The organism is Streptococcus sp. k-90, assembly GCF_013277565.1.
In the GTDB taxonomy this organism is placed as follows: domain Bacteria; phylum Bacillota; class Bacilli; order Lactobacillales; family Streptococcaceae; genus Streptococcus.
In genome coordinates, this window is sequence record NZ_VMNE01000016.1 from 20,230 (window position 1) to 43,885 (window position 23,656).

At 41.8% G+C, this 23,656-nt stretch carries 19 protein-coding genes and 1 tRNA gene; 3 read left to right on the plus strand and 17 right to left on the minus strand.

What is annotated here, in order from left to right:
- Window positions 1-129 precede the first annotated feature (129 nt).
- From HT734_RS05455 to zwf, 3 genes are all read left to right on the plus strand, one after another.
- Window positions 130-2,295, plus strand: coding sequence for an ABC transporter substrate-binding protein/permease (locus HT734_RS05455; RefSeq protein ID WP_173278560.1), 2,166 nt, complete (start codon window positions 130-132; stop codon window positions 2,293-2,295).
- Entirely contained in the window at window positions 2,295-3,035 is a 741-nt protein-coding gene (locus tag HT734_RS05460) for an amino acid ABC transporter ATP-binding protein (RefSeq protein ID WP_173278558.1), read from the plus strand. Before HT734_RS05455 ends, HT734_RS05460 begins: the two co-directional genes overlap by 1 nt.
- A gap of 150 nt (window positions 3,036-3,185) precedes the next feature.
- Window positions 3,186-4,673, plus strand: a complete 1,488-nt coding sequence (gene zwf / locus HT734_RS05465; RefSeq protein WP_061087922.1) for a glucose-6-phosphate dehydrogenase — start codon at window positions 3,186-3,188, stop codon at window positions 4,671-4,673.
- Between the two features lie 45 nt (window positions 4,674-4,718).
- Here the strand turns inward: zwf and ftsY are convergent, their stop codons facing one another.
- From ftsY to topA, 17 genes are all read right to left on the minus strand, one after another.
- A complete protein-coding gene (gene ftsY / locus HT734_RS05470) occupies window positions 4,719-6,008 on the minus strand; it encodes a signal recognition particle-docking protein FtsY (RefSeq protein WP_173278556.1) in 1,290 nt (429 codons plus the stop codon).
- 3 nt (window positions 6,009-6,011) lie between these two features.
- A complete protein-coding gene (locus HT734_RS05475; protein WP_173267949.1) occupies window positions 6,012-6,830 on the minus strand; it encodes a Cof-type HAD-IIB family hydrolase in 819 nt (272 codons plus the stop codon).
- Window positions 6,830-7,624: an HAD family hydrolase gene (locus HT734_RS05480; protein ID WP_173278554.1), complete on the minus strand. Its 795-nt coding sequence runs from the start codon at window positions 7,622-7,624 to the stop codon at window positions 6,830-6,832. Before HT734_RS05480 ends, HT734_RS05475 begins: the two co-directional genes overlap by 1 nt.
- Entirely contained in the window at window positions 7,621-11,160 is a 3,540-nt protein-coding gene (smc, locus tag HT734_RS05485) for a chromosome segregation protein SMC (protein ID WP_061759732.1), read from the minus strand. Before smc ends, HT734_RS05480 begins: the two co-directional genes overlap by 4 nt.
- Window positions 11,151-11,849, minus strand: coding sequence for a ribonuclease III (gene rnc, locus HT734_RS05490; RefSeq protein WP_000661486.1), 699 nt, complete (start codon window positions 11,847-11,849; stop codon window positions 11,151-11,153). Before rnc ends, smc begins: the two co-directional genes overlap by 10 nt.
- A gap of 182 nt (window positions 11,850-12,031) precedes the next feature.
- Window positions 12,032-12,103, minus strand: a tRNA-Arg gene (locus HT734_RS05495).
- 66 nt (window positions 12,104-12,169) lie between these two features.
- Window positions 12,170-13,156 carry a GMP reductase gene (locus tag HT734_RS05500; RefSeq protein ID WP_173278553.1) on the minus strand — a complete coding sequence of 329 codons (987 nt, stop codon included), beginning with the start codon at window positions 13,154-13,156 and terminating at the stop codon, window positions 12,170-12,172.
- A 201-nt stretch (window positions 13,157-13,357) separates the two neighbouring features.
- Window positions 13,358-14,137 (minus strand): Sua5/YciO/YrdC/YwlC family protein, encoded by a 780-nt coding sequence (locus HT734_RS05505; protein WP_173278551.1) that lies wholly within the window; start codon window positions 14,135-14,137, stop codon window positions 13,358-13,360.
- Between the two features lie 27 nt (window positions 14,138-14,164).
- Window positions 14,165-14,758 (minus strand): 3-isopropylmalate dehydratase small subunit, encoded by a 594-nt coding sequence (leuD, locus tag HT734_RS05510; protein WP_173278549.1) that lies wholly within the window; start codon window positions 14,756-14,758, stop codon window positions 14,165-14,167.
- Between the two features lie 9 nt (window positions 14,759-14,767).
- Window positions 14,768-16,150, minus strand: a complete 1,383-nt coding sequence (leuC, locus tag HT734_RS05515) for a 3-isopropylmalate dehydratase large subunit (RefSeq protein ID WP_173278548.1) — start codon at window positions 16,148-16,150, stop codon at window positions 14,768-14,770.
- 3 nt (window positions 16,151-16,153) lie between these two features.
- Window positions 16,154-16,423, minus strand: coding sequence for a DUF1294 domain-containing protein (locus HT734_RS05520; RefSeq protein WP_000762435.1), 270 nt, complete (start codon window positions 16,421-16,423; stop codon window positions 16,154-16,156).
- Window positions 16,420-17,457 (minus strand): 3-isopropylmalate dehydrogenase, encoded by a 1,038-nt coding sequence (gene leuB / locus HT734_RS05525; RefSeq protein WP_173278546.1) that lies wholly within the window; start codon window positions 17,455-17,457, stop codon window positions 16,420-16,422. The genes HT734_RS05520 and leuB overlap by 4 nt, the downstream gene beginning before the upstream one ends.
- Before the next feature lie 11 nt (window positions 17,458-17,468).
- Window positions 17,469-19,031, minus strand: a complete 1,563-nt coding sequence (locus tag HT734_RS05530; protein WP_173278544.1) for a 2-isopropylmalate synthase — start codon at window positions 19,029-19,031, stop codon at window positions 17,469-17,471.
- 313 nt (window positions 19,032-19,344) lie between these two features.
- The gene (locus HT734_RS05535; RefSeq protein WP_173278542.1) at window positions 19,345-20,001 is read right to left on the minus strand and encodes an MmcQ/YjbR family DNA-binding protein; all 657 of its coding nucleotides are present in this window, start codon (window positions 19,999-20,001) and stop codon (window positions 19,345-19,347) included.
- 43 nt (window positions 20,002-20,044) lie between these two features.
- Window positions 20,045-20,677 carry a copper homeostasis protein CutC gene (locus HT734_RS05540; RefSeq protein WP_173278540.1) on the minus strand — a complete coding sequence of 211 codons (633 nt, stop codon included), beginning with the start codon at window positions 20,675-20,677 and terminating at the stop codon, window positions 20,045-20,047.
- A 90-nt stretch (window positions 20,678-20,767) separates the two neighbouring features.
- Window positions 20,768-21,127, minus strand: a complete 360-nt coding sequence (locus HT734_RS05545; RefSeq protein ID WP_001237214.1) for a YbaN family protein — start codon at window positions 21,125-21,127, stop codon at window positions 20,768-20,770.
- A gap of 256 nt (window positions 21,128-21,383) precedes the next feature.
- The gene (gene topA / locus HT734_RS05550; protein WP_000179658.1) at window positions 21,384-23,471 is read right to left on the minus strand and encodes a type I DNA topoisomerase; all 2,088 of its coding nucleotides are present in this window, start codon (window positions 23,469-23,471) and stop codon (window positions 21,384-21,386) included.
- Window positions 23,472-23,656: the final 185 nt, after the last annotated feature.

The following is a 23,656-nucleotide window of genomic DNA, read 5'->3' on the forward strand; positions in this document are numbered from 1 at the left end:
TTGTGGTAGCAGTTCAAGAAAGAAATAAAGGGGCTTTTATGTTATATTTTCTGACACAGAAATATAAAAATTTGCCTTTTTTTAATTTTTCTGATATAATGGGAAAATATTCGGAAAAGGAGACTAAAAATGAAGAAAAAATTTCTAGCATTTTTGCTAATTTTATTCCCAATTTTCTCATTAGGTATTGCGAAAGCTGAAACGATTAAGATTGTTTCTGATACCGCCTATGCACCTTTTGAGTTTAAAGATTCAGATCAAACTTATAAAGGAATCGATGTTGACATTATTAATAAAGTCGCAGAGATTAAAGGATGGAATATTCAGATGTCTTATCCTGGATTTGACGCAGCGGTAAATGCGGTTCAAGCTGGTCAAGCTGACGCAATTATGGCAGGAATGACAAAAACTGCAGAGCGTGAAAAAGTTTTCACCATGTCTGATACTTACTATGATACAAAAGTTGTCATTGCAACTACAAAGTCACACAAGATTAGTCAGTATGAACAATTAAAAGGTAAAACTGTTGGTGTTAAAAACGGTACTGCCGCTCAACGTTTCCTTGAAAGTATTAAGGATAAATATGGCTTTAGCATTAAAACATTTGACACTGGTGATTTGATGAACAACAGCTTGAGTGCTGGTGCCATCGATGCCATGATGGATGACAAACCTGTTATCGAATATGCCATTAACCAAGGTCAAGACCTCCATATTGAAATGGATGGTGAAGCTGTGGGAAGTTTTGCTTTCGGTGTGAAAAAAGGAAGCAAATACGAGCACCTGGTTACTGAATTTAACCAAGCCTTGACTGAAATGAAAAAAGATGGTAGTCTTGATAAAATCATCAAGAAATGGACTGCTTCATCGTCTTCAGCAGTGCCAACTACAACTACTCTAGCGGGCTTAAAAGCTATTCCTGTTAAAGCTAAATATATCATTGCCAGCGATTCTTCTTTTGCACCTTTTGTTTTCCAAAATTCAAGCAACCAATTTACTGGTATTGATATGGACTTGATTAAGGCCATCGCTAAAGACCAAGGTTTTGAAATTGAAATTACCAACCCTGGTTTCGATGCAGCTATCAGTGCTGTCCAAGCTGGTCAAGCTGATGCTATCATTGCTGGTATGTCTGTCACAGATGCTCGTAAGGCAACTTTTGACTTCTCAGAATCCTACTACACTGCCAATACTATCCTTGGTGTCAAAGAATCAAGCACTATTGCTTCTTATGATGATTTGAAAGGGAAGACAGTTGGTGTTAAAAACGGAACTGCTTCTCAAACCTTCCTAACAGAAAATCAAAGCAAATACGGTTACAAAATCAAAACTTTCGCTGACGGTTCATCAATGTATGACAGTTTAAACACTGGTGCCATCGATGCCGTTATGGATGATGAGCCTGTTCTCAAATATTCTATCAGCCAAGGTCAAAAATTGAAAACACCAATCGCTGGAACTCCAATCGGTGAAACAGCTTTTGCTGTTAAAAAAGGAGCAAATCCAGAATTGATTGAAATGTTCAACAACGGGCTTGCAAACCTTAAAGCAAACGGAGAATTCCAAAAGATTCTTGACAAATACCTAGCTAGCGAATCTTCATCTACTTCAACAAGCACTGTTGATGAAACCACAATCTGGGGCTTGCTTCAAAACAACTACAAACAGCTCCTTAGCGGGCTTGGTATCACTCTTGCTCTAGCTCTTATCTCATTTGCTATTGCTATTGTTATCGGGATTATCTTCGGTATGTTTAGTGTCAGCCCCTACAAATCTCTTCGTGTGATTTCTGAGATTTTCGTTGACGTTATCCGTGGTATTCCATTGATGATTCTTGCAGCCTTCATCTTCTGGGGAATTCCAAACTTCATCGAGTCTATCACAGGACAACAAAGTCCAATTAACGACTTTGTAGCTGGTACCATTGCCCTTTCGCTCAATGCAGCCGCTTATATCGCTGAAATCGTTCGTGGTGGTATTCAGGCCGTTCCAGTTGGTCAAATGGAAGCCAGCCGAAGCTTGGGGATTTCTTATGGCAAAACCATGCGTAAGATTATCTTGCCACAAGCAACTAAATTAATGTTGCCAAACTTTGTTAACCAATTCGTTATCGCTCTTAAAGATACAACTATCGTATCTGCTATCGGTTTGGTTGAACTCTTCCAAACTGGTAAGATTATCATTGCCCGTAACTACCAAAGTTTCAAGATGTATGCAATCCTTGCTATCTTCTATCTTGTAATTATCACACTTTTGACTAGACTAGCGAAACGCTTAGAAAAGAGGATTCGTTAATGGCAAAATTAAAAATTGATGTAAATGACTTACATAAGCAATATGGAAAAAATAAGGTCCTAAAAGGAATTACGACTAAGTTCTATGAAGGAGACGTTGTCTGTATCATCGGGCCTTCAGGTTCTGGTAAGTCAACTTTCCTTCGTAGTCTCAATCTTCTAGAAGAAGTTACGAGTGGTCATATCACTGTGAACGGCTATGACTTAACTGAAAAAACTACCAACGTTGACCACGTCCGTGAAAATATCGGAATGGTGTTCCAACACTTCAATCTTTTCCCACATATGTCTGTTTTGAACAACATCACCTTTGCTCCCATTGAGCACAAGTTGATGACTAAGGAAGAAGCTGAGAAATTGGGAATGGAGTTGCTTGAGAAAGTTGGGCTAGCAGATAAAGCTAATGCCAACCCAGATAGCCTATCAGGTGGTCAAAAGCAACGTGTAGCCATCGCTCGTGGACTAGCAATGAATCCAGACATCATGCTCTTCGATGAACCTACTTCTGCCCTTGACCCTGAGATGGTTGGAGACGTACTGAACGTTATGAAGGAATTGGCTGAGCAAGGCATGACCATGATTATCGTAACCCATGAGATGGGATTTGCTCGTCAAGTTGCTAACCGCGTTATCTTTACTGCAGATGGCGAGTTTCTTGAAGACGGAACACCTGATCAAATCTTTGATAACCCGCAGCACCCACGTCTGAAAGATTTCTTGGACAAGGTCTTAAACGTCTAACCTCAAACTGTAAGGATTTCCTTGCAGTTTTTTTCTATCTCGTATTGGATTTTTTGATTTTTCGGAAAATTATGTTAGAATTAAGTTTATGAAATGAGATTTCCTCATACCTAGTAAGACTAGGAATAAAAATAGAAATTAGGTAGCTAGATGTCATCTAAGGTTATTGTTACAATTTTCGGTGCGAGTGGAGACCTGGCTAAACGCAAGCTCTACCCTTCCCTTTTTAGACTTTATAAATCCGGCAATCTTTCCAAGCACTTTGCAGTTATTGGAACTGCCCGTCGTCCTTGGAGCAAGGAATATTTTGAATCTGTTGTTGTCGAATCTATCCTTGATTTGGCAGATAGTACCGAACAGGCTCAAGAGTTCGCTAGCCACTTCTACTATCAAAGTCATGATGTCAATGATACAGAACACTACATTTCTTTGCGTCAATTGCAGGCTGAACTAAATGACAAGTACCAAGCTGAAGACAACAAGCTCTTCTTCTTGTCTATGGCACCTCAGTTCTTTGGAACTATTGCCAAACACCTCAAGTCTGAAAACATCGTAGACGGTAAAGGTTTTGAGCGTTTAATCGTTGAAAAACCGTTTGGTACAGATTACGCAAGCGCAAGCAAGTTGAATGACGAGCTCCTAGCAACATTTGACGAAGAACAAATTTTCCGTATTGACCATTATCTTGGTAAGGAAATGATCCAAAGTATCTTTGCAGTTCGCTTTGCAAACTTGATTTTTGAAAACGTTTGGAACAAGGATTTTATCGACAATGTTCAAATTACCTTTGCTGAGCGCTTAGGCGTAGAAGAACGTGGTGGCTACTATGATGAATCTGGTGCCCTCCGTGACATGGTTCAAAACCACACTCTACAACTCCTTTCTCTCCTTGCCATGGACAAGCCAGCAAGCTTCACAAAGGACGAGATTCGCGCTGAGAAGATTAAGGTCTTTAAAAACCTCTATCATCCAACAGATGAAGAGCTTAAAGAACACTTTATCCGTGGTCAATACCGTTCAGGTAAGATTGATGGAATGAAATACATCTCTTATCGTAGCGAGCCAAATGTTAATCCAGAATCAACAACTGAAACCTTTGCGTCTGGTGCCTTCTTTGTAGACAGCGATCGATTCCGTGGTGTTCCTTTCTTCTTCCGTACGGGTAAACGTCTGACTGAAAAAGGAACTCATGTCAACATTGTCTTTAAACAAATGGATTCTATCTTTGGTGAGCCACTTGCTCCAAACATTTTGACCATCTATATCCAACCAACAGAAGGATTCTCTCTTAGCCTAAATGGGAAACAGGTAGGAGAAGAATTCAACTTAGCTCCTAACTCACTTGATTACCGTACAGATGCGACCGCAACTGGTGCTTCTCCAGAACCATACGAGAAATTGATTTATGATGTCTTAAATAACAACTCAACTAACTTTAGCCACTGGGATGAAGTTGGTGCCTCATGGAAATTGATTGACCGTATCGAAGAGCTCTGGGCTGAAAATGGTGCCCCACTTCATGACTATAAAGCTGGAAGCATGGGACCTCAAGCTAGCTTTGACTTACTTGAAAAATTCGGTGCCAAATGGACTTGGCAACCAGATATCGCCTACCGTCAAGATGGTCGTTTAGAATAAAAAAATTTCCTGCAAGTTTATGCCTTGCAGGATTTTTGCTTCTGATTAGATTAAGCCTTCCAAGAGACCTTTCATAAAGTTTTCTGAGTTAAACTCTCCAATATCATCGATTTTTTCACCAAAACCAATCAATTTTACAGGAATATTGAGTTCTTCACGGATGGCTAAAACAACACCACCTCGAGCAGTTCCATCAATCTTAGTCAAGACAATTCCCGTTAAAGGTGTGATTTTCGAAAATTCTTTGGCCTGTACCAAGGCATTCTGACCTGTTGATGCATCAAGAGCCAAGAAAGTTTCATGAGGGGCTTCTGGCACAACACGTTTGATGATACGACCAATCTTTTCCAATTCTGCCATTAAGTTTTCTTTGTTTTGCAAACGACCAGCAGTATCAATCATGAGAATATCGATACCTTCAGCCACGGCACGTTCCATGCCATCAAAGACCACACTGGCTGGGTCAGCTTTTTCAGGTCCAGTCACAACTGGAACGTCCACACGACGGCCCCATTCAGCTAGCTGGGCCACTGCTCCTGCACGGAAGGTATCTGCCGCAACCAACATGACTTTCTTACCTGCTTGTTTGTAGCGGTGGGCTAGTTTCCCGATAGAAGTTGTTTTCCCAACACCATTAACCCCAACAAAGAGCATGACTGTCAAGCCATCTTGGAAGTGGATTCTTTCATCGTAGTTGCCACCTTTTTCATAAAGTTCAACCAATTTCTCAATGATGACACGGCGAAGTGCTTCGGGTTTCTTGGCGTTTTCAAGCTTGGCTTCGTAACGTAGCTCCTCTGTTAAGTTAGAAGCGACTTGGACACCAACGTCACTCATGATCAACAGTTCTTCCAACTCCTCGAAGAATTCTTCATCGACAGAGCGGAAATTAGCAAAGAAGGCATTCAAGCGGGCACCGAAGCCTGTACGAGTTTTCTTAAGACTACGGTCATATTTTTCCTGAACAGTTTCTTCTGCTTGAGGCCTTTCTGCTTCAAGAACTTCAAAACTATTTTCTTCTACAGTCTCTAGAAGCTCAGTATCCTCTTCATCTATAACTTCTTCTGATGTTGGAAATTCTTCTATTTCTTCTTGAGAAACTTCTACAGTTGACTCTGAATCCAGACTTTCTTCAACTGTCTCTTGATTTTCGTCTTCTTCAAACACAGCTTCTTCAGAACTTTCAACTTCTGCTTCTTCATGAGGAACTTCCTCAGCTTCTGTAAGAGAAGGCTCAACATCTTCAGACAAATCAAGATTTTCCAGAGCTTCTTTTACAACTTCTTCGATTTTAGGTTCTTCTTTTTTTCCGAATAGACGGTCAAATAATCCCATATCTTAGTTCTCCTTTAGCACATATTCTTCGATAGCCCAGGCGACAGCTTCCTCATCATTGGTCATTGGAGTTACCACATTTGCGACTGCCTTAACTTCAGGAACAGCGTTTTGCATGGCAACACCGAGCCCTGCCCACTCAATCATAGAAAGGTCATTGGCCTCATCACCACAGGCCATAACTTGACTTTGGTCGATTCCAAGATGGCTGATTAGTTTTGCCAAACCTGTTGCTTTATGAACATTCTTTGGTGACCACTCTAGCAACATTTCACGTGATTTAAAGATTTCATATTGGTCAAACAATTCTGGAGAAATCTTCTGAATGGCTGCATCCAAGGGTTCTTGAGCAAAGGCAGTCACACATTTATTATAGGTCATTTGGCTGGATAGGTCTTCAAAGGCCACTGGAACAAAGGTCAATGCTGGATTGAATTTGGCATAAAGACTTTCTTGGTCCGATTGGATTTGATAAACAGTTCCTTCTGAGATGGCATCAAGAGGCAGTGATAATTTCTCTGTTTCTTCATACAAACGTGCCACATCATCATATGAAAAGACTGTTTTATCAAGGATTTCACCTGTATTCTTCTGAACCAAACCACCATTAAAGGTAATCGTATACTCATCTTCCTGACCGTCAGTCCCTAGCTCATGGAGAAAGAAATCCATAGCTTTTAAGGGACGACCAGTTGTTAATACGACCTTGATACCACGATCACGCGCTGCTTTCAAGGTTGCCTTAGTACGATCCGTCAGCCTTTTATCAGTAGTTAGCAAGGTCCCATCCAAGTCCAATGCAATCAATTTTATATCTGCCATTATAAGCCCTCCATATAAGCTATAACCGACTGGTCTTTATGGTGACCAATCACAGTCTCTGCTAATTCTAAAATTTCAGGTCGTGCATTTTCAGGAGCTACAGGATGTCCTACAACCTGCATCATATGCAAGTCATTTAGATTGTCTCCAAAAGCCATAACCTGATCCATTGTGATGCCAAGTTTTTTAGCTAATTCAACAATAGCCACACCCTTATCGACATAGTCCAGAACAATATCAATGGATTCAAAGCCAGTTGTCATAGCCTTCACACCAGGAACGTTTTCGTTTACCCAAGCTTCCCCAGCTTCTAGCGTTTCTTCTGTGAAATTGGTTGTAAATTTGAAAATGTCATCTGTGATATCTTCCAAACTCGCTACTTTTTGGATATTTTCATTATAATGCTGGCTCTCTTTCAAATAGGTCTCATCAACCGTATCCAGAACATAAGAGCCTTTTTTGCCCGTCAAGAGTAATTTATTGATGTCTACATAAGGTGAAGTTTTCAGCTTTTCAAAAGTTGCCAGATAAAACTCACGAGACATGGTCGCTTCATACAAGTCTTGACCTCGATATTCTACCAAACTGCCATTTTCAGCGATAAAAATAATGTCATCACGAACATCAGCAAATAATTTTTCTAGAGACAGAAATCCACGCCCTGAAGCCACTGCAAAGTAAATCCCTTTTTCCTTGTAGGAAGCCAAGAGAGACTTGAGGCGATCCATATCAAAGCGTCCGTTTCCATCTAGAAAAGTTCCGTCCATATCTGTTGCTACTAGTTTAATTGTCATCCTTCAATACTTTCTAAATCTTTTAACTTCACCGAAACAATTTTTGACACACCTGATTCTTGCATGGTCACTCCATAGATAGAATCAGCCGCTGCCATGGTTCCCTTACGGTGTGTCACAACGATAAACTGGCTGTCCTTGTCAAATCGATTGAGGTAATCCCCGAAACGTTTAACATTGGCTTCATCCAGTGCAGCCTCTACCTCATCCAAGATAACAAAAGGAATGGTCTTTACACGGATAATGGAGAAGAGCAAAGCAAGAGCCGACAGGGCTTTTTCACCACCACTCATAAGGTTGAGAGACTGGATTTTCTTACCTGGCGGTTGAACAGAAATCTCAACCCCAGCTGTCAGCAAGTCTCCCTCAGTCAAAATGAGGTCCGCCTGACCTCCGCCAAACATCTGCTTGAAGGTCACTTTAAAGGATTCACGAATGGCTTCAAAGGTTGATTTAAAGCGTTCCTTGACCTCATCATTCATCTCTGTAATGGTCTCAAGGAGCAGGTTTTTCGCTGACAAAATGTCATCACTTTGGCTATTGAGGAAATCCAGACGGCTGTGAACTTCTTCGTACTGTTCAATAGCATCCAAATTGACAGGACCCAGTGAGCGAATAGCCTTCTCTAAATCCTGCACCTCTTGCTCTGCCAGATTGAGGTTTTCCAATTCATGTGCCTTTTCTAGTGCTTCAGTATAGCTAATCTGGTATTGGTCTGTTAATTGGCTTTGTAAATGGCGCAAGCGCTCGCTGATCTTTTCTTTCTTGGCTTCAGCACGTGTTTGCTTGCGAATCCACTCCTCATTCTGTTGGCGAGCCTGGTCCAAATGACTAGCAATATCATCCAGCTGACCTTCAATATCATCCAACTCAAACTGCTTGCGAATCAAACCTTGTTGGAGATTTGTTTTCTGGTTTTTAGCTTCTTCAGCCTGTTGACTGAGCAGTTCTGTATCAACCTTCTCAATATTATCAACCTTTTCTTGAAGAAGGCGTTGGATTTCATCTTGTTCAAGATCGAGATTATCTAGTTCCTTACCTAGGCGTTCAATATCAGCCACTTCATAACGTTTTTGCCCTTGCAGTTCTGTCTTAAGCAAGCGAGCTTGCGCTACCTCTTCTTGCAAGGTCTGATAACGTTCTTGGATGGCGTTTTTGTTAGACTTAATCTCTTCAATCTCAGCTTCCAGATTTTGCTTGTCACTGGCAATAGTAGCAAGGCGCTCTTGGTATTTTTCTTTATCTACTTGCCAATCTCCGTCAGAAAGACGATTTAATTCCTCTTCTTGAAGTTTCCAAAGAGTTTCCAGTTCTTCAACTTGTTGGCTGGTCTGCTGATAAGCGAGGGACAAGCCTTGCTCCTGAATACGTGCCTGCTCCCCCTGAGATTTGATGGCTTCTAATCTTTCTGTCAATCTAGCCATCTCATCTTGCAAGGTCTTCAAACTCGCCTCTTCTGAACGCAAGCTTGCTTCTTCTTCAGCAATTTCTTTTTGCAATTGTTCCAGTTCTGGCTTGATGAAAATGCTGTTATTCTGGCGATTGGCACCACCTGCATAAGAACCACCCGTGCGCAACTCTGTGCCGTCCAAAGTGACCATACGAACCTGATAACGAACTTGGCGCGCGGCTGCACGCGCATGTTCTACAGTATCAAAGATAGCCGTCGTAGCTAGTAAGTTCTTGAAAATGGATTCCAGTCTAGTATCAAAAGTAACCAACTCATCTGCCATACCCAAAAATCCCGGACTTGATGCGATAGCATCTTGATTCTGGCTTGAAATCGTACGCGCCTTGATCGTCGTCAACGGAAGGAAGGTTGCACGACCGGCTCTGTTCCGTTTAAGGAAATCAATGGCTCTAGTTGCCGACTCTTCATCTTCTACGATGATATGCTGACTACTCGCTCCAAGCGCAATCTCTAGGGCAGTTTGATAACGCACATCAAAAGTTAAATGCTCACTGACTGCACCAATAATCCCACCAAGGCGGTCTTTTTCTTGGAGAACACTCTTAACACCCGCGTAAAAGTTACTGTGATTTCTCAGGATATTTTCCAAACTCTGGGCTCTAGCCTGTTTGTTTTTAAGACTATCCAGACGGTCAAAGAGTTGACTTTGTTGAGCTTGATAGGAAGTTTTCTGCTCCTCTTGCTCCTTGGCACAGACTTGGTAATCAGCCAATAATTTCTGAACCTGCTCCTTAGCAGTTTCAAGCTCAGCCTCTTGCTGACTAGCCTTCTCTTTAGCTGAAGCTAGTTGTTCTTTGAGCTTTTCTAGTTGATCTGCTTGTTTTTGAGAAAGCTGACGGCTATTTTCCAACTCATTCTCGATGCGGGTCAGTTGGTTTGAGACATCGGCTTCTTCTTGTAGAAGAGCCACAAAGCGTTCACGTAAGAGCTCAATCATCTGGTCAGGATCATCTGAAAAAGCTAGTAATTCAGCTTCTAAACGATTGAGTTTTTGATTATTTTGGATTAGATTTTCTTCTAAAAGGGCTAAAGAGCTTTCCTTATCAGATTTTTCTTTGCTGAGTGATTTTCTCTTATCTTCCAAAGCAGCCAAACGAGCTTGTGCTTCCTGTTGATTGAGGGCTACTTGCTCAGATTCTAGTTTAGATAGGGCTAATTTTCTCTCTAAATCACTAATCAGACTGGTCAAGTCCATCAAACTGCCCTGATCTTTGGCCATTTCAGCCTGTAAATCTTGACGTTGCTTCTTGAGATTCTGATTTTCTTCTTCTAATTTTTCACGCTTCTGGTAGTAGCTCGTCAAGAGTTCCTGAACCTGAGCCAACTCTTCTTCTGTCAACTCTAATTCAGCCTTATTTTCCGTGATTTGAGCAACCAGGACATCTAAGTAAATAGCCTTGCGTTGACCTTCCAAGTCTAGAAACTTACGAGCATTTTCAGCTTGCTTTTTAAGAGGCTTGATTTGATTATCCAACTCGTAGATAATGTCTTCAAGACGGTCTAGATTATCCTGAGTTTGCTGCAGTTTGCTCTCAGTTTCTTTTCTGCGAGTCTTGTATTTTAAAACCCCAGCAGCTTCTTCAAAAATAGCACGGCGTTCCTCAGGTTTGGAATTAAAAATTTCCTCAACCTTTCCTTGGGAAATGATGGAGAAGGAATCTCGTCCCAAACCTGTATCCAAGAAAAGATCATGAATATCACGCAGACGGACTTTCTTGCCGTCAATTTTGTATTCGCTATCTCCACTACGATAGATATGGCGTTCTACCCTGATTTCTTGACCTGCGTCCTTGATAAATCCGTCATTATTATCCAAAGTCACAACTACAGAAGCATAATTGAGCGGTTTGCGACTTTCAGTTCCAGCAAAAATGACATCCGGCATCTTGCCGCCACGGAGACTCTTGACACTAGACTCCCCCAAGGCCCAACGCAGACTTTCTGTAATATTCGACTTTCCAGATCCATTGGGGCCAACAACTGCCGTCACACCTTGGTCAAAGACAACCTTGGTCTTATCAGCAAAAGACTTGAATCCCTGAATTTCGATTTCCTTTAAATACATGAATCCAGCCCTTTCTCGACGGCATTTTTGGCAGCTTCCTGCTCTGCTAATTTCTTAGAACGACCTTTGCCTTGACCAATGCTCTTACCTTCAACAAGAACTTCTACATCAAAAACCTTATCGTGGGCAGGACCCGTTTCAGAAATTACCTGATAACGAATAGCCACATCCCCATTGACCTGAAGTAACTCTTGGAGATGGGTTTTGTAGTCTGTAATCATCTCAAACTCGCCTGCTTCAACCTTAGGAATCATGACTTGATAGATAAATTCCTTGACCTTGGCCACATCCTTATCCAAAAGAAGGGCACCTAGAAAGGCCTCAAAGGCATCACCAAGAATGGTGTCACGATTGCGCCCCCCAGATTTTTCTTCCCCTTTACCAAGCTTGATAAACTGATCAAACTGGCAATCACGCGCAAAACCAGCCAAACTCTCCTCACGGACAATCATAGCACGGAGTTTGGACAAATCACCCTCAGGCTTTTTAGGATATTTTTTATATAGATATTCTGAAATCAATAACTGTAGAACAGCGTCTCCTAAAAATTCCAAGCGTTCATTGTGTGAAATTTTTAAGAGGCGGTGCTCATTGGCATAACTCGTATGAGTGAAGGCAGTCTCCAGTAAATTTTTGTCTGCAAATTCGATTGCAAAATGGTTCTTTAGTACAGTTTGTAATTCTTTCATACCAACCTCTTTCTAACTGATAGCAGTCCTTTTTATTATATCAAAAAAAGCCCCCTGAGTCACTCTAAAACGGGACTGGAGGAGAGTTGGGCATTCTATAGAATATGATTTTCAGTTTTAGGGAAAAACTTGGGGTAAGATAAAGAAAAAAGCCCTATTAAAGGCTTTTTAGGATGTTTACATCCACCCTGAGGGAATCGAACCCCCATCTCAAGAACCGGAATCTTACGTGATATCCATTACACTAAGGGTGGAAACTTGTTTTATTATAACAGAAATTTGCTCTAATAACAAGTTTTTTTCTAGTGAGATAGGCCGTCTTAGTGGGAAGCATCCCCATTCCAGATGGAGTTTTTCACGATAACATAATCAACATGTTTAAGGTCAGCAACCTGACGTCCACCTGCATAAGAAATAGCACTTTGAAGGTCTTGTTCCATCTCAGTTAAAGTATCTTGCAGATGACCTTTTGCAGGAAGCAAGATTCGTTTGCCCTCCACATTTTTGTAAGCACCTTTTTGATATTGTGAGGCTGAACCATAATATTCTTTGAATTGTTCACCATCGACTTCAATCGTTTTCCCTGGACTTTCAATATGTCCTGCAAAGAGGGAACCAATCATGACCATGCTGGCACCGAAGCGGATAGACTTGGCAATATCACCATGAGTACGAATTCCTCCATCAGCGATAATCGGTTTACGTGCAGCCTTGGCACACCAACGAAGGGCAGCCAATTGCCAACCACCTGTACCAAAACCAGTCTTAACCTTGGTAATACAAACCTTACCAGGTCCGATTCCGACCTTAGTAGCATCTGCACCAGCATTCTCCAATTCACGTACAGCTTCTGGTGTTCCCACATTTCCAGCAATGACAAAGGTATCTGGCAATTCTTTTTTAATGTGTTGAATCATAGAAATCACGCTATCCGCATGACCGTGGGCAATGTCAATCGTGATGTACTCAGGAACATCAGCCTTCAGCTGGCTAACGAAATCATACTCGTAGTCCTTAACACCGACAGAAATGGAAGCAATGAGCCCTTGATCGTGCATGCGTTTAATAAAGGGAATGCGTCCCGCCTCATCAAAACGGTGCATAATGTAGAAGTAACCACCTTTAGCTAGTTGCTCTGCTACATTTTCATCCAAAATCGTCTGCATATTAGCTGGCACAACAGGTAGTTTAAAGGTGTGATTTCCTAAAGTGACACTTGTATCCGCTTCTGCACGGCTTTTAATGACACATTTATTTGGAATCAATTGAATATCTTCGTAATCAAAAATTGGAAATTCATTTAACATATCGATGTCTCGTTTCTTTTGTAATGACCTACCTATGCTCTCGCATCACTACGCCTTTTCCGACGTTTCCTTAATTTATTATAAAACAAAGTACAGTTTTTGTCAAATATTTTTATGAATTAAATTATAATGTTCGGATTTTACTTGTGTAAATAATAAAAGAAAGAGGAGAGATTATTTTCTCCCCAGTTCTTCTCTATCCTAATAATACTCACCCTGGCGGTAGTCCCATGAGTTAAAGGTATCTGACAAATGCATCATGATTTTATCAATGTCAAGCCCTTTGCGGATCACAACTGGAGCTGGTGAAGTTGAGCGTGCTCCTCCTTGTTCTGGGATGAGTTTTCCGTCTTTATCGACCATAGAGACCATCACACCTTGCTCATAGCGTGTTTCAATCGTTTTGTCAGGCTGGATAGATGCCACATAGTCGTCTGCTTCGATGACAAGATCCACTGCTCCTTCGATACGTTCTCCGATACCTTCTACCTTACCACGGTTTCCTTTTCCAGATGGGTTAGCTGATGAGGCATAAACCATCTTGCCTTCTTCCCAAAGTTTGGTAGCCAATTGTTCACCTGCTTTCCCGAACTTAATAACGAAACAGCTCGTTCCACGCACGTCAGTCATGAGTTCTTCACGGCCATCACCGTATGCTTTGAGTTTTTCAAAGGCTTCTGGTTTCCAAGGAAGGATACAACCAAGAAGAATATCTTCATCCCAATGTTTTTGGTAGAAGGCTTCAATTTCTGGGTTAAGTTGTGCTAAAGCACGAAGCTCATCCATGCTACCGCAGAGAACAACACCTGGTTTGTTACGGTTACGCTCTTTAGCTGCGAACTTGCGCTCAAGTCCTGCCTTGTCGCTAGTCATAATAATGTAGCCAACTTTTGTAGGACAAACGATACATCCGCCCTCACCTTTTAAAATATCATAGCCTTCTTGTGAAAGTGTTCCGTTCCATTGAATGTGTTTTGTCATAGTTCTATTTCCTTTTCTATTTTTCTTCTAATCCTGCCAGTAGGCTGGTCTTTGTTTTTCATAAGAAGCAATCAAATCTTCATACTGCAAAGTAATACCAATATCATCCAAACCATTTAAGAGTTTGTGTTTCCATTCGCTATCGATTTCAAAAGTGAATTCTCCAATTGGTGAGATGATTTTTTGTTGTTCCAAGTCCACAGTTACCTGGTCGGTTGGTTTTAGCTGGGCTAGTTTCTCTCTAACCTCTCTAGGCTGTACAATAGGCAACATGCCATTATTGAGTTCATTATTGTAATGAATATCACCAAAAGACCCTGCAATCACGACTTTAAAACCATAGTCTGCTAGAGCCCAAGCTGCGTGTTCTCTCGAAGAACCTGCCCCAAAGTTATCCCCTGAGATGAGTATAGTTGCTTTACGGTATTCAGATCTGTTAAAGACAAAGTCTGGATCCTCAGTATAGAGATCATCCAGATAACGCCAAGCATACATGAGGTACTTACCAAAGCCTTTTTTATCAATTAACTTGAGAAACTGCTTGGGTAGGATTTGGTCGGTGTCGATGTTATCATTCATAAGAGGAACGGTCGTTCCTGTATAAACTGTGAATTTCTCCATATCCTCTCCTTACTGGGCCTCTGGCATTAGCCGAACATCTACGAAGCGCCCGGCGATAGCTGCCGCAGCTGCCATAGCTGGACTACAGAGATGAGTCTTAGCACCAAAGCCCTGTCTGTCTTCAAAGTTACGGTTGCTGGTTGAAGCGCAGTGGACACCATCTGGTACCTTGTCAGGATTCATCCCTAGGCACATAGAGCAACCTGGGTCTCTCCACTCAAATCCAGCATCTAAGAAAACTTTATCCAAGCCCAACTTCTCAGCAGCTCGTTTGACAGGACGAGAGCCTGGGACTACGATAGCCGTTAAGTTGGGAGCAATTTTCTTCCCTTTGACAAATCGCGCAGCAAGTTGCAAGTCGCTGAGACGAGCATTGGTACATGAACCGATAAAGATATAGCCCAGTTCAATATCTGCTGGCTTTTGACCTGGTTCCAAGTTCATGTAGTTGTAGGCTCGCTCATCATTCATATCCTTAATTTCTGGGAAGCTACTGTCAAAGTCAACACCCATAGCAGGATTGGTCCCCCAGGTCACCATGGGAGCCAAGTCTGAGACATCCATCTGGATAACCTTATCATAAACGGCATCCTCATCACTGACAATTGTTTTCCAATCTGCCACTGCCTCTTCAAAGTTCTCTGGAACACATTCCCGTCCTTTTAGATAATCATAGGTGGTTTGGTCCGGATTCATGATTCCCATCTTAGAACCAAACTCGATGGACATGTTGCAGATGGTCATTCGCTCTTCCATGCTCAGTGCATCAATCGCTTGTCCCCGATATTCCACCACATAGCCAACGCCGCAAGCAACGCCGTACTTTGCAATCAAGGCTAAAATGAAGTCCTTGGAATAGACTCCCTTTTGAGGAACACCAGTGAATTCAACCAACATTTTCTTAGGTTTGACCTGCCAGAGGGTCTGTGTCGCAAAGACATGTTCGACCTCACTGGTTCCAATTCCAAAGGCGATTGCTCCAAAAGCTCCGTGAGTTGCCGTATGGCTGTCTCCACAGACGATGAATTTTCCTGGTTGGGTCCGTCCTGTCTCTGGCCCCACCATATGAACGATTCCTTGCTTTTCGGAACCGTGGGCCGCATGTTCAATCCCAAACTCCTCAACATTTTCAGCTAGCTTATCAATTTGAGCCTTGGAAATGACATCTCTAATATCGTAGATATTGACCGTCGGGACATTGTGGTCAAAAGTTCCAAATGTCAAGTCTGGTCGTCTCAATCTTCGTCCTGCATCTCGCAGTCCTTGAAAAGCCTGAGGACTGGTCACCTCGTGGATGTAGTGCTGATCCACATACATGAGCTGGGGTTGCCCCTCTTCTCCTGTGATGACATGACGGTCCCATAATTTATCAAAAATCGATTTTCCTGCCATCCATTACCTCCAAATAACATATAAGGCTAATAGTGTGGTCACCATCCCAAGAAACCAAACTGTTTTAAAGTACCATTTTCGAGTCTTGTGATGAAAGCTGATTCCTGCTAACCAAGCACCAAAACCACCACAAGAAAGAGCTAAAATGAGTAAGATTTTCTCTGGGATACGCCAAGTTCTTCTCCTTGCCTTGGATTTGTCAATGCCATAAATCAAGAAAATGATGACATTCCAAATCAAAAGGACTAGAGTAATTTTTTCATCTAACTTCATAACCTTGCAATAATGGCTTCTGTCATTTCCTTGGTCGAAGCCTGACCTCCTATATCTCTCGTTAATATACCAGCTGCCAAACTTGCCCCAACAGCACGCTCGATACGCTCTGCATCCTCATAACGTCCAAAACTATCTCTCAACATCATGGCCACTGATAAAATCATGGAAATAGGATTTGCAATTCCTTGACCTGCAATATCAGGAGCTGAACCGTGAATGGGCTCATAGAGACTTGGTCCATTTTCAGAATGACTGGCTGATGGCATGACGCCAAGTGTACCAGATAGAACGCTTGATTCATCAGAGAGAATATCTCCAAAAAGATTTTCCGTTACGATGACGTCGAACTTGGCAGGATTGGTAATCATGAGCATAGCAGATGAGTCGACTAGCCGGTGCTCCAAGGTTACATCTGGGAAATCCTGCGCGACTTCCTCAGCTACTTTCCGCCAGAGTTTTGAGGTCGCTAGAACATTTTGCTTATCGATACTAGTAACGATTTTTCTGCGATTTCTTGCAATTTCAAAGGCTTTGCGAATAATCCGCTCCACTTCCTCATAGCTATAGTCGTTGATATCACGCGCTTTTTGCTCTTCAAAAATATGATCTCCAAAGTAAATCCCACCTGTCAACTCACGCACCACGACAAAGTCTACACCAGCAATTCGTTCTGGTTTGAGTGGTGACAAATGCTTGAGACTGTCAAAGATTTTTACAGGGCGAATATTAGCGTAAAGATTGAGTTCCTTACGAAGAGCTAGCAAGCCTTGTTCAGGCCGAACCGCTGCTCCATCATACTGAGGACTACCGATAGCCGCTAGAAGAATGGCATCTGCTTCTCTACTTGCCTTGAGGGTTTCATCAGGTAAAGGATGCCCTGCTGCATCAATACCTGCACCTCCAAAAGGTCGTCTGTCTATTTCATAATCAAAGCCTGTTTTTTTAGCTAGAGCCTCCAGAACCTCTAACCCAGCCTCCATGATTTCTGGGCCGATTCCATCCCCTGCTAAAGCTACTATTTTCTTTGTCATAGCATTCTCCTTTACATACTAGGCATGTCGCGATAGGAAACACTGCGTCCCATCTCACCAGCATTCTCTTTTTGAACAAAAGTATTAGCATTGATATAGGCAATAGCAGAAGCCTTCAACACATCGAAATCAAGACCTGCTGCGTTAAAGATGGTTTCTGTATCTCTGTTTTCAACAGTGACCAAGACCCGAGCCTGGGCATCAATTCCATCTGTCACAGCATCAATGGTATAGGACACCAAGCGAACGGATTGATTAAAGAACTTGTCGATAGCGTTAAAGATTGCCTCAACAGAACCTTTCCCTGTCGCATTAAATTTGACCTTCTCACCATCCATATTAGCCAGGCTAACAAGCGCTTCAATGTCATTATCTGCATGGGTTTGCAGTTGTAAATCATCAAAGTGGAAACCTTCTGGATTTTCAACCATGGTTCCAGCTACTAGAGCACGAATATCTGCATCTGTGATTTCTTGTTTCTTATCGGCCAGCGCCTTGAACTTAGCAAAGAGTGGTTTGATGTCCTCCTCTGTAAAGTCTAGGGCCAATTCTCTTAGTTTCTCAACAAAGGCATGGCGACCAGACAATTTTCCAAGTGGGAGGCTGTTACTCTTGATACCGACCAATTCAGGGGTGATAATCTCATAAGTGAGAGGATTTTTAAGAATCCCATCTTGGTGAATACCAGACTCGTGAGAGAAGGCATTTCCTCCAACAATCGCCTTGTTTTTAGGAACTGGAATACCTGAGAAGCGAGAAACCATTTCTGACGTATTGATGGTTTCGTTTAGGATAATGCTTGTCTCAGCTTGGTAGTAATCTTGGCGAATATTGAGCGCCACTGCAATTTCTTCCAAAGCAGCATTGCCAGCTCTCTCCCCGATACCATTGATGGTTCCTTCGACTCGTCCTGCTCCATTCTTAACAGCAGCAAGGCTATTAGCTACTGCCATGCCAAGGTCATCGTGACAGTGAGGCGAATAGATAATCTGACGATCCGTCTTAACATTCTCAATCAAGTATTTAAAAATAGCTCCGTATTCTTCTGGTGTGGTAAAACCAACTGTATCAGGAATATTGATATAAGACGCCCCTGCATCAACAGCTGTTTGAACAACTTGCAAGAGAAAATCCAACTCTGTTCTAGTCGCATCCTCAGGAGAGAATTCGACCACTTCAAACTTAGAACAGGCATAAGAAACATGTTCCTTAATAGCTTCCAAAATCTCTTCCTTGCTCTTATTGAGCTTATACTTGCGGTGAATCGGACTGGTAGCAATAAAGACATGAACCTGTGGATATTTGGCATCCTTGAGAGCCTCGTAACAAGCATCGATATCGGACTTGACAGAACGGGCTAGACCAGTCACCGCTGTTTTCTTCAAGACCTTTGCAATCTCCTGAACTGCTGTGAATGAATCTGGACTAGCCGCCGGAAAACCAGCTTCAATGGCTGAAATACCCCATTTCTCCAGCTGCCTTGCAATGGCAATTTTTTCCTTGATTGAAAAATTAACACCAGGTGTCTGCTCTCCATCCCGAAGGCTAGTATCTAGAAATTCAACTATTCTCATGTGATTTCCCCTTTTCCAAATATGGTTGTAAAAAAACATCTCGCTCAGAAACCCAAGCGAGATGTTGATTTACTCCCGCTTGGTAAGCCAAACAGGACTAATGCATTTTGCACTAGCCCGAGTACCTCAACAACAAAGCAAATTGATTAAACTTAGCTGTTTTCATGTTTGACTTTCTCCTTCGTTTGATATCTTGTTTAGTATTTTAGCATAGCCAAAAGTAGTTGTCAAGAAAAAATCCAATATTTTCTGAAAATTTCTTCAGTAAAGAATATTTTGCTAATTGAAAGTACTTGAAAAAACTTGAAATGTTTCATTTTTTAGTGGTTAAGTTCCAACTTTTTTCCATCAATTCCAGTACTTCTTCATCTGATAAAGTATTATCAAGCGCCACACTAATCCAGTAGCGTTTATTCATATGAAAAGCTGGATAAATGCCCTTTTTTGAAAGCAAATCAGCTACTTGGTCATGTTTGAGATTGACTGTTTCCACTTGTCCTTCTCTGCCCTTTTCCAGCTTATCCCAAGAGATTTTCATCAAGACGGCATACCACTTTTTATTGCCTTCATGTCTTAAGACTGCCGTATCAGGCGATTTCTCCCACAGATACTCCAACTGATTACCATACTGTTCCTGAACCTGAGTCATGATTCGCTTAGTCTGAGGACAGATAAAATCTTGCACATCAAAACAAGCCTTCCGAATCTTGTAAAGAATCTCCAGACAAGTCTCACGGACATTTCCGACAAAACTACCCCTCATGCTTTCCATATGAACTTGAGGATATAGGTCGCCCGTTTCCTGATCAAAGACTTGAAAGTTCACATTATCAGCAGTAATGGACACAGTCATGACAAAGTCACCCTGCAAAATCTGGCAACTATAGGTCCAGACTCCACTATTTTCTACAAAACCAAAAGCATGAGCCTTTTCTTGATTAAACTGATAGGATTTAAAAATTTCAAACATAAGTGAAAACTGCTACCCAAAGCTAGCAGTTCCTTTCTATTTTTTAAAAGACAACCTTGGTTCCATGCAATTGTGTCACACCCAGCTGGTCGATAAAGGTTTGACGGTTGTCCAAGTCAATCCCCCCACCTGGTAAAATTTCAATTTTACCTTTAGCATATTCCAAAATTCTGTGATAGTGAGCAAAACGTTTCTCTAGTGAATCGCCAGACACACCAGCACGAGTTAGGATACGAGTAACTCCAGCTTGGCTGAGCCAGTCAATGGCTTCCAACTGATCTTCATCACTCAATTCATCAAAGGCCATGTGGAAGACAATTTCCATCCCTTTGGATGCCGCAATCAGCTTCTCTAGATTAGCCTTATCCAACTTCTTATCAGCAGTTAAGGCTCCAAATACAACTCCTTGACTTCCAGCCTGAGCAGTCAACCGAATGTCTTCTAGCATGATAGCAATTTCTAGTTCATTATAGACAAAGTCGCCACCACGTGGACGAATCATGGTCATGATGGTCGTATCGTAGTCAGAAGCCAGTTCAACCGCTGCCTTGGTCACTCCATAGCTGGGAGTTGTCCCACCAACTGCAAGATTGTCACAGAGTTCGATTCGACGAGCTCCAGCCTGCATCGCTTTTTCAAGCAAGGTCACATTTTCAGCACAAAATTCGTAAATCATTTGATTCTCCTTGATTATTACTTCGAATTTATTATATCATATTATTGTAAATATTCTTTTATTTATATCAAGGAAAATAGTTACTATTTTTTATTCTTTGTCCGGAATGACCTTGAAGAGATAATAAGTGATAAAGATAGTCAAGGCTCCTAGACCAATTTTGACTGGTAAGAGAGGGGCAAAGTAAATAGAAATTCCCATCAAGATGTAGATAGATACGATAATTTTTTTCTTACGTTCACGCGCAATAGACTTGGTCTCGCGAAAATCAGCTACATATGCTTGATAGAGCTTGGTATGATAGAGCCAGTCTTCGAAACGCTTGGAACTTCTAGAGAAACAAGCAATAGACAGCAAAAGAAAGGGAGTTGTAGGCAACAAGGGTAAAACAACCCCAACAATAGCCAAAGCTAGTGATAAAAAACCAATTATCAGATAGATAAGACGCATAACTTCTCCTAGTTAATACTCTTCGAAAATCTCTTCAAACCACGTCAGCGTCGCCTTACCGTAGGTATGGTTCCTGACTTCGTCAGTCTTATCTGCAACCTCAAAGCAGTGCTTTGAGCAACCTGCGGCTAGTTTCCTAGTTTGCTCTTTGATTTTCATTGAGTATAAAATAATCTTCTTCTAGTTTCGCATACAATGATGAATTTTGTCAAGTCCTAACCAAAAGAGCCTGAAATTCACTTTCAGGACTCTCCTCTTATTTAATCTTTTCTTCCTCGTAGTCACCCTTGCTGCAAACAACCTGCTTGCCACCACCACGGACTTTTTTCTCCATGAGGAAGTTGCCACATTTTGGACAGTCACGACCAACAGGCTTGTCCCAAGAAGTAAATTCACAGTCTGGATAACGATTGCAACCATAGAAGAGGCGATTACGTTTGGTTTTTCGCTCAATAATTTGTCCCTGATGACAACTTGGACACTCTACACCGATTTCTTTCACGATTGCTTGGGTATGACGGCAATCTGGGAAATTGCTACAAGCGTAGAACTTACCAAATCGACCAAGTTTAATAACCATTGGACTGCCACACACTTCACAATCAAATCCAGCTGGTTCATCCTTGATCTGGATTTTCTCCATTTCTTCTTCAGCCTTGGCAACCTCTTTAGAGAAAGGTTTGTAAAAGGCATCAATGACACGTTGCCACTGCTCTTTTCCGACTTCGACGTCATCCAGTTTGCCTTCCATTTCAGCTGTAAAGGTCACGTTTACGATATCTGGGAAATATTCAACGATGAGCTTGTTAACAATTTCTCCCAACTCTGTTGGTTCAAAACGTTTGGCTGCAAGGCGAACATAGTAACGTTTCTGAATAGTTTCAATGGTTGGTGCGTAGGTTGACGGACGTCCAACCCCATTTTCCTCCAAGGTCTTAATCAGTGTCGCTTCAGAATAACGAGCAGGCGGTTGAGTGAAATGTTGCTCTGGTTTGCTATTCACCTGCTTAACCACATCTCCAACAGCCATATCTGGTAACATCTTATTCTTATCAGAATCATTATAAATAGCAAGATAACCATCAAACTTAACCTGACTACCATTGGCAGCAAATTGAACCCCATTTTGAGATAATTTAACAGCCATGGTATCAAAGACAGCAGCTGTCATCTGGCTCGCCACAAAACGATTCCAGATAAGGGTATAAAGCTTGAGCTGATCCTTGTCCAGATACTTAGCAATACTTTCCGGTGTATTAAAAACACTAGACGGACGAATAGCCTCGTGGGCATCCTGAGCTCCTGAAGCATTTTTGACCTTGCTACCATGCTTAGAATACTTGCTACCAAAACGGTCCGTAATGAAACTTGCTGCTTCATTTTGCGCTACAGGACTGATACGAGTCGAATCGGTACGCATATAAGTAATCAAACCTTGAACACCAGAACCGATATTAATTCCTTCATAGAGCTGTTGGGCAACCATCATGGTCTTTCGAGTACGGAAATTGATTTTATTGGCAGCATCCATCTGCATAGATGAAGTGGTATAGGGTAATGGAGCATTGCGTTTGCGCTCTTTCTTATCCACCTGATCCACTGAAAAGTCTTTATTAGTCAGACGAGACAAGACTTCCTTGACCTCATCATTGCTAGTCAGTTTCAGCTTTTTACCATCCACTCCATAGAAGGAAGCCTGAAATTGCTTGGTTCCCTTTTTAAAGACGCCATCAATTGTCCAATATTCTTCTGGTTGGAAGGCATTAATTTCATTCTCACGGTCAATGATTAACTTAAGCGCAATAGACTGAACGCGACCTGCTGACAAGCCCTTCTTGACCTTCTTCCACAAAATAGGCGAAATCGAATAGCCTACCAAGCGGTCTAGGACACGACGAGCCTGTTGGGCATCGACTAAGTCCATATCAATCTTGCGAGGTTCTTTAAAAGCATTTTTGACCGCATCCTTGGTGATTTCATTGAAGACCACACGGTTGGCATCATTTTCATCCAAGTTGAGAATATGGGCCAAATGCCAAGAAATCGCTTCTCCTTCACGGTCTGGGTCGCTCGCCAGAAAGACTTTATTAGCTTTTTTGGCTTCTTTTTTCAAGTCATTGATAAGAGGACCTTTTCCTCTGATATTGATATATTGCGGTTCATAATTATTTTCAATATCGACTGACATACTGGATTTCTTCAAATCACGGATATGCCCGACACTGGCTAAAACCTTGTAGTTTCTGCCTAGATATTTTTCAATCGTCTTGGCCTTAGCAGGCGACTCCACGATTACTAGATTTTTTTTAACTGTTGATTTTTTCTTTTTTGTTGCCGTAGCCACAGTATCACACCTTTTCAAAGTAATAAACTTTATAAAGTGTAAACCATTTTTTGAACCCTGTCAAGACTTAGCTACTATAATAGAAGAAAAGTTTGTCTAGTAAGCGGACTTTCTTCTTATACTCAATGAAAATCAAAGAGCAAACTAGGAAGCTAGCCGCAGGCTGTACTTGAGTACAGCAAGGT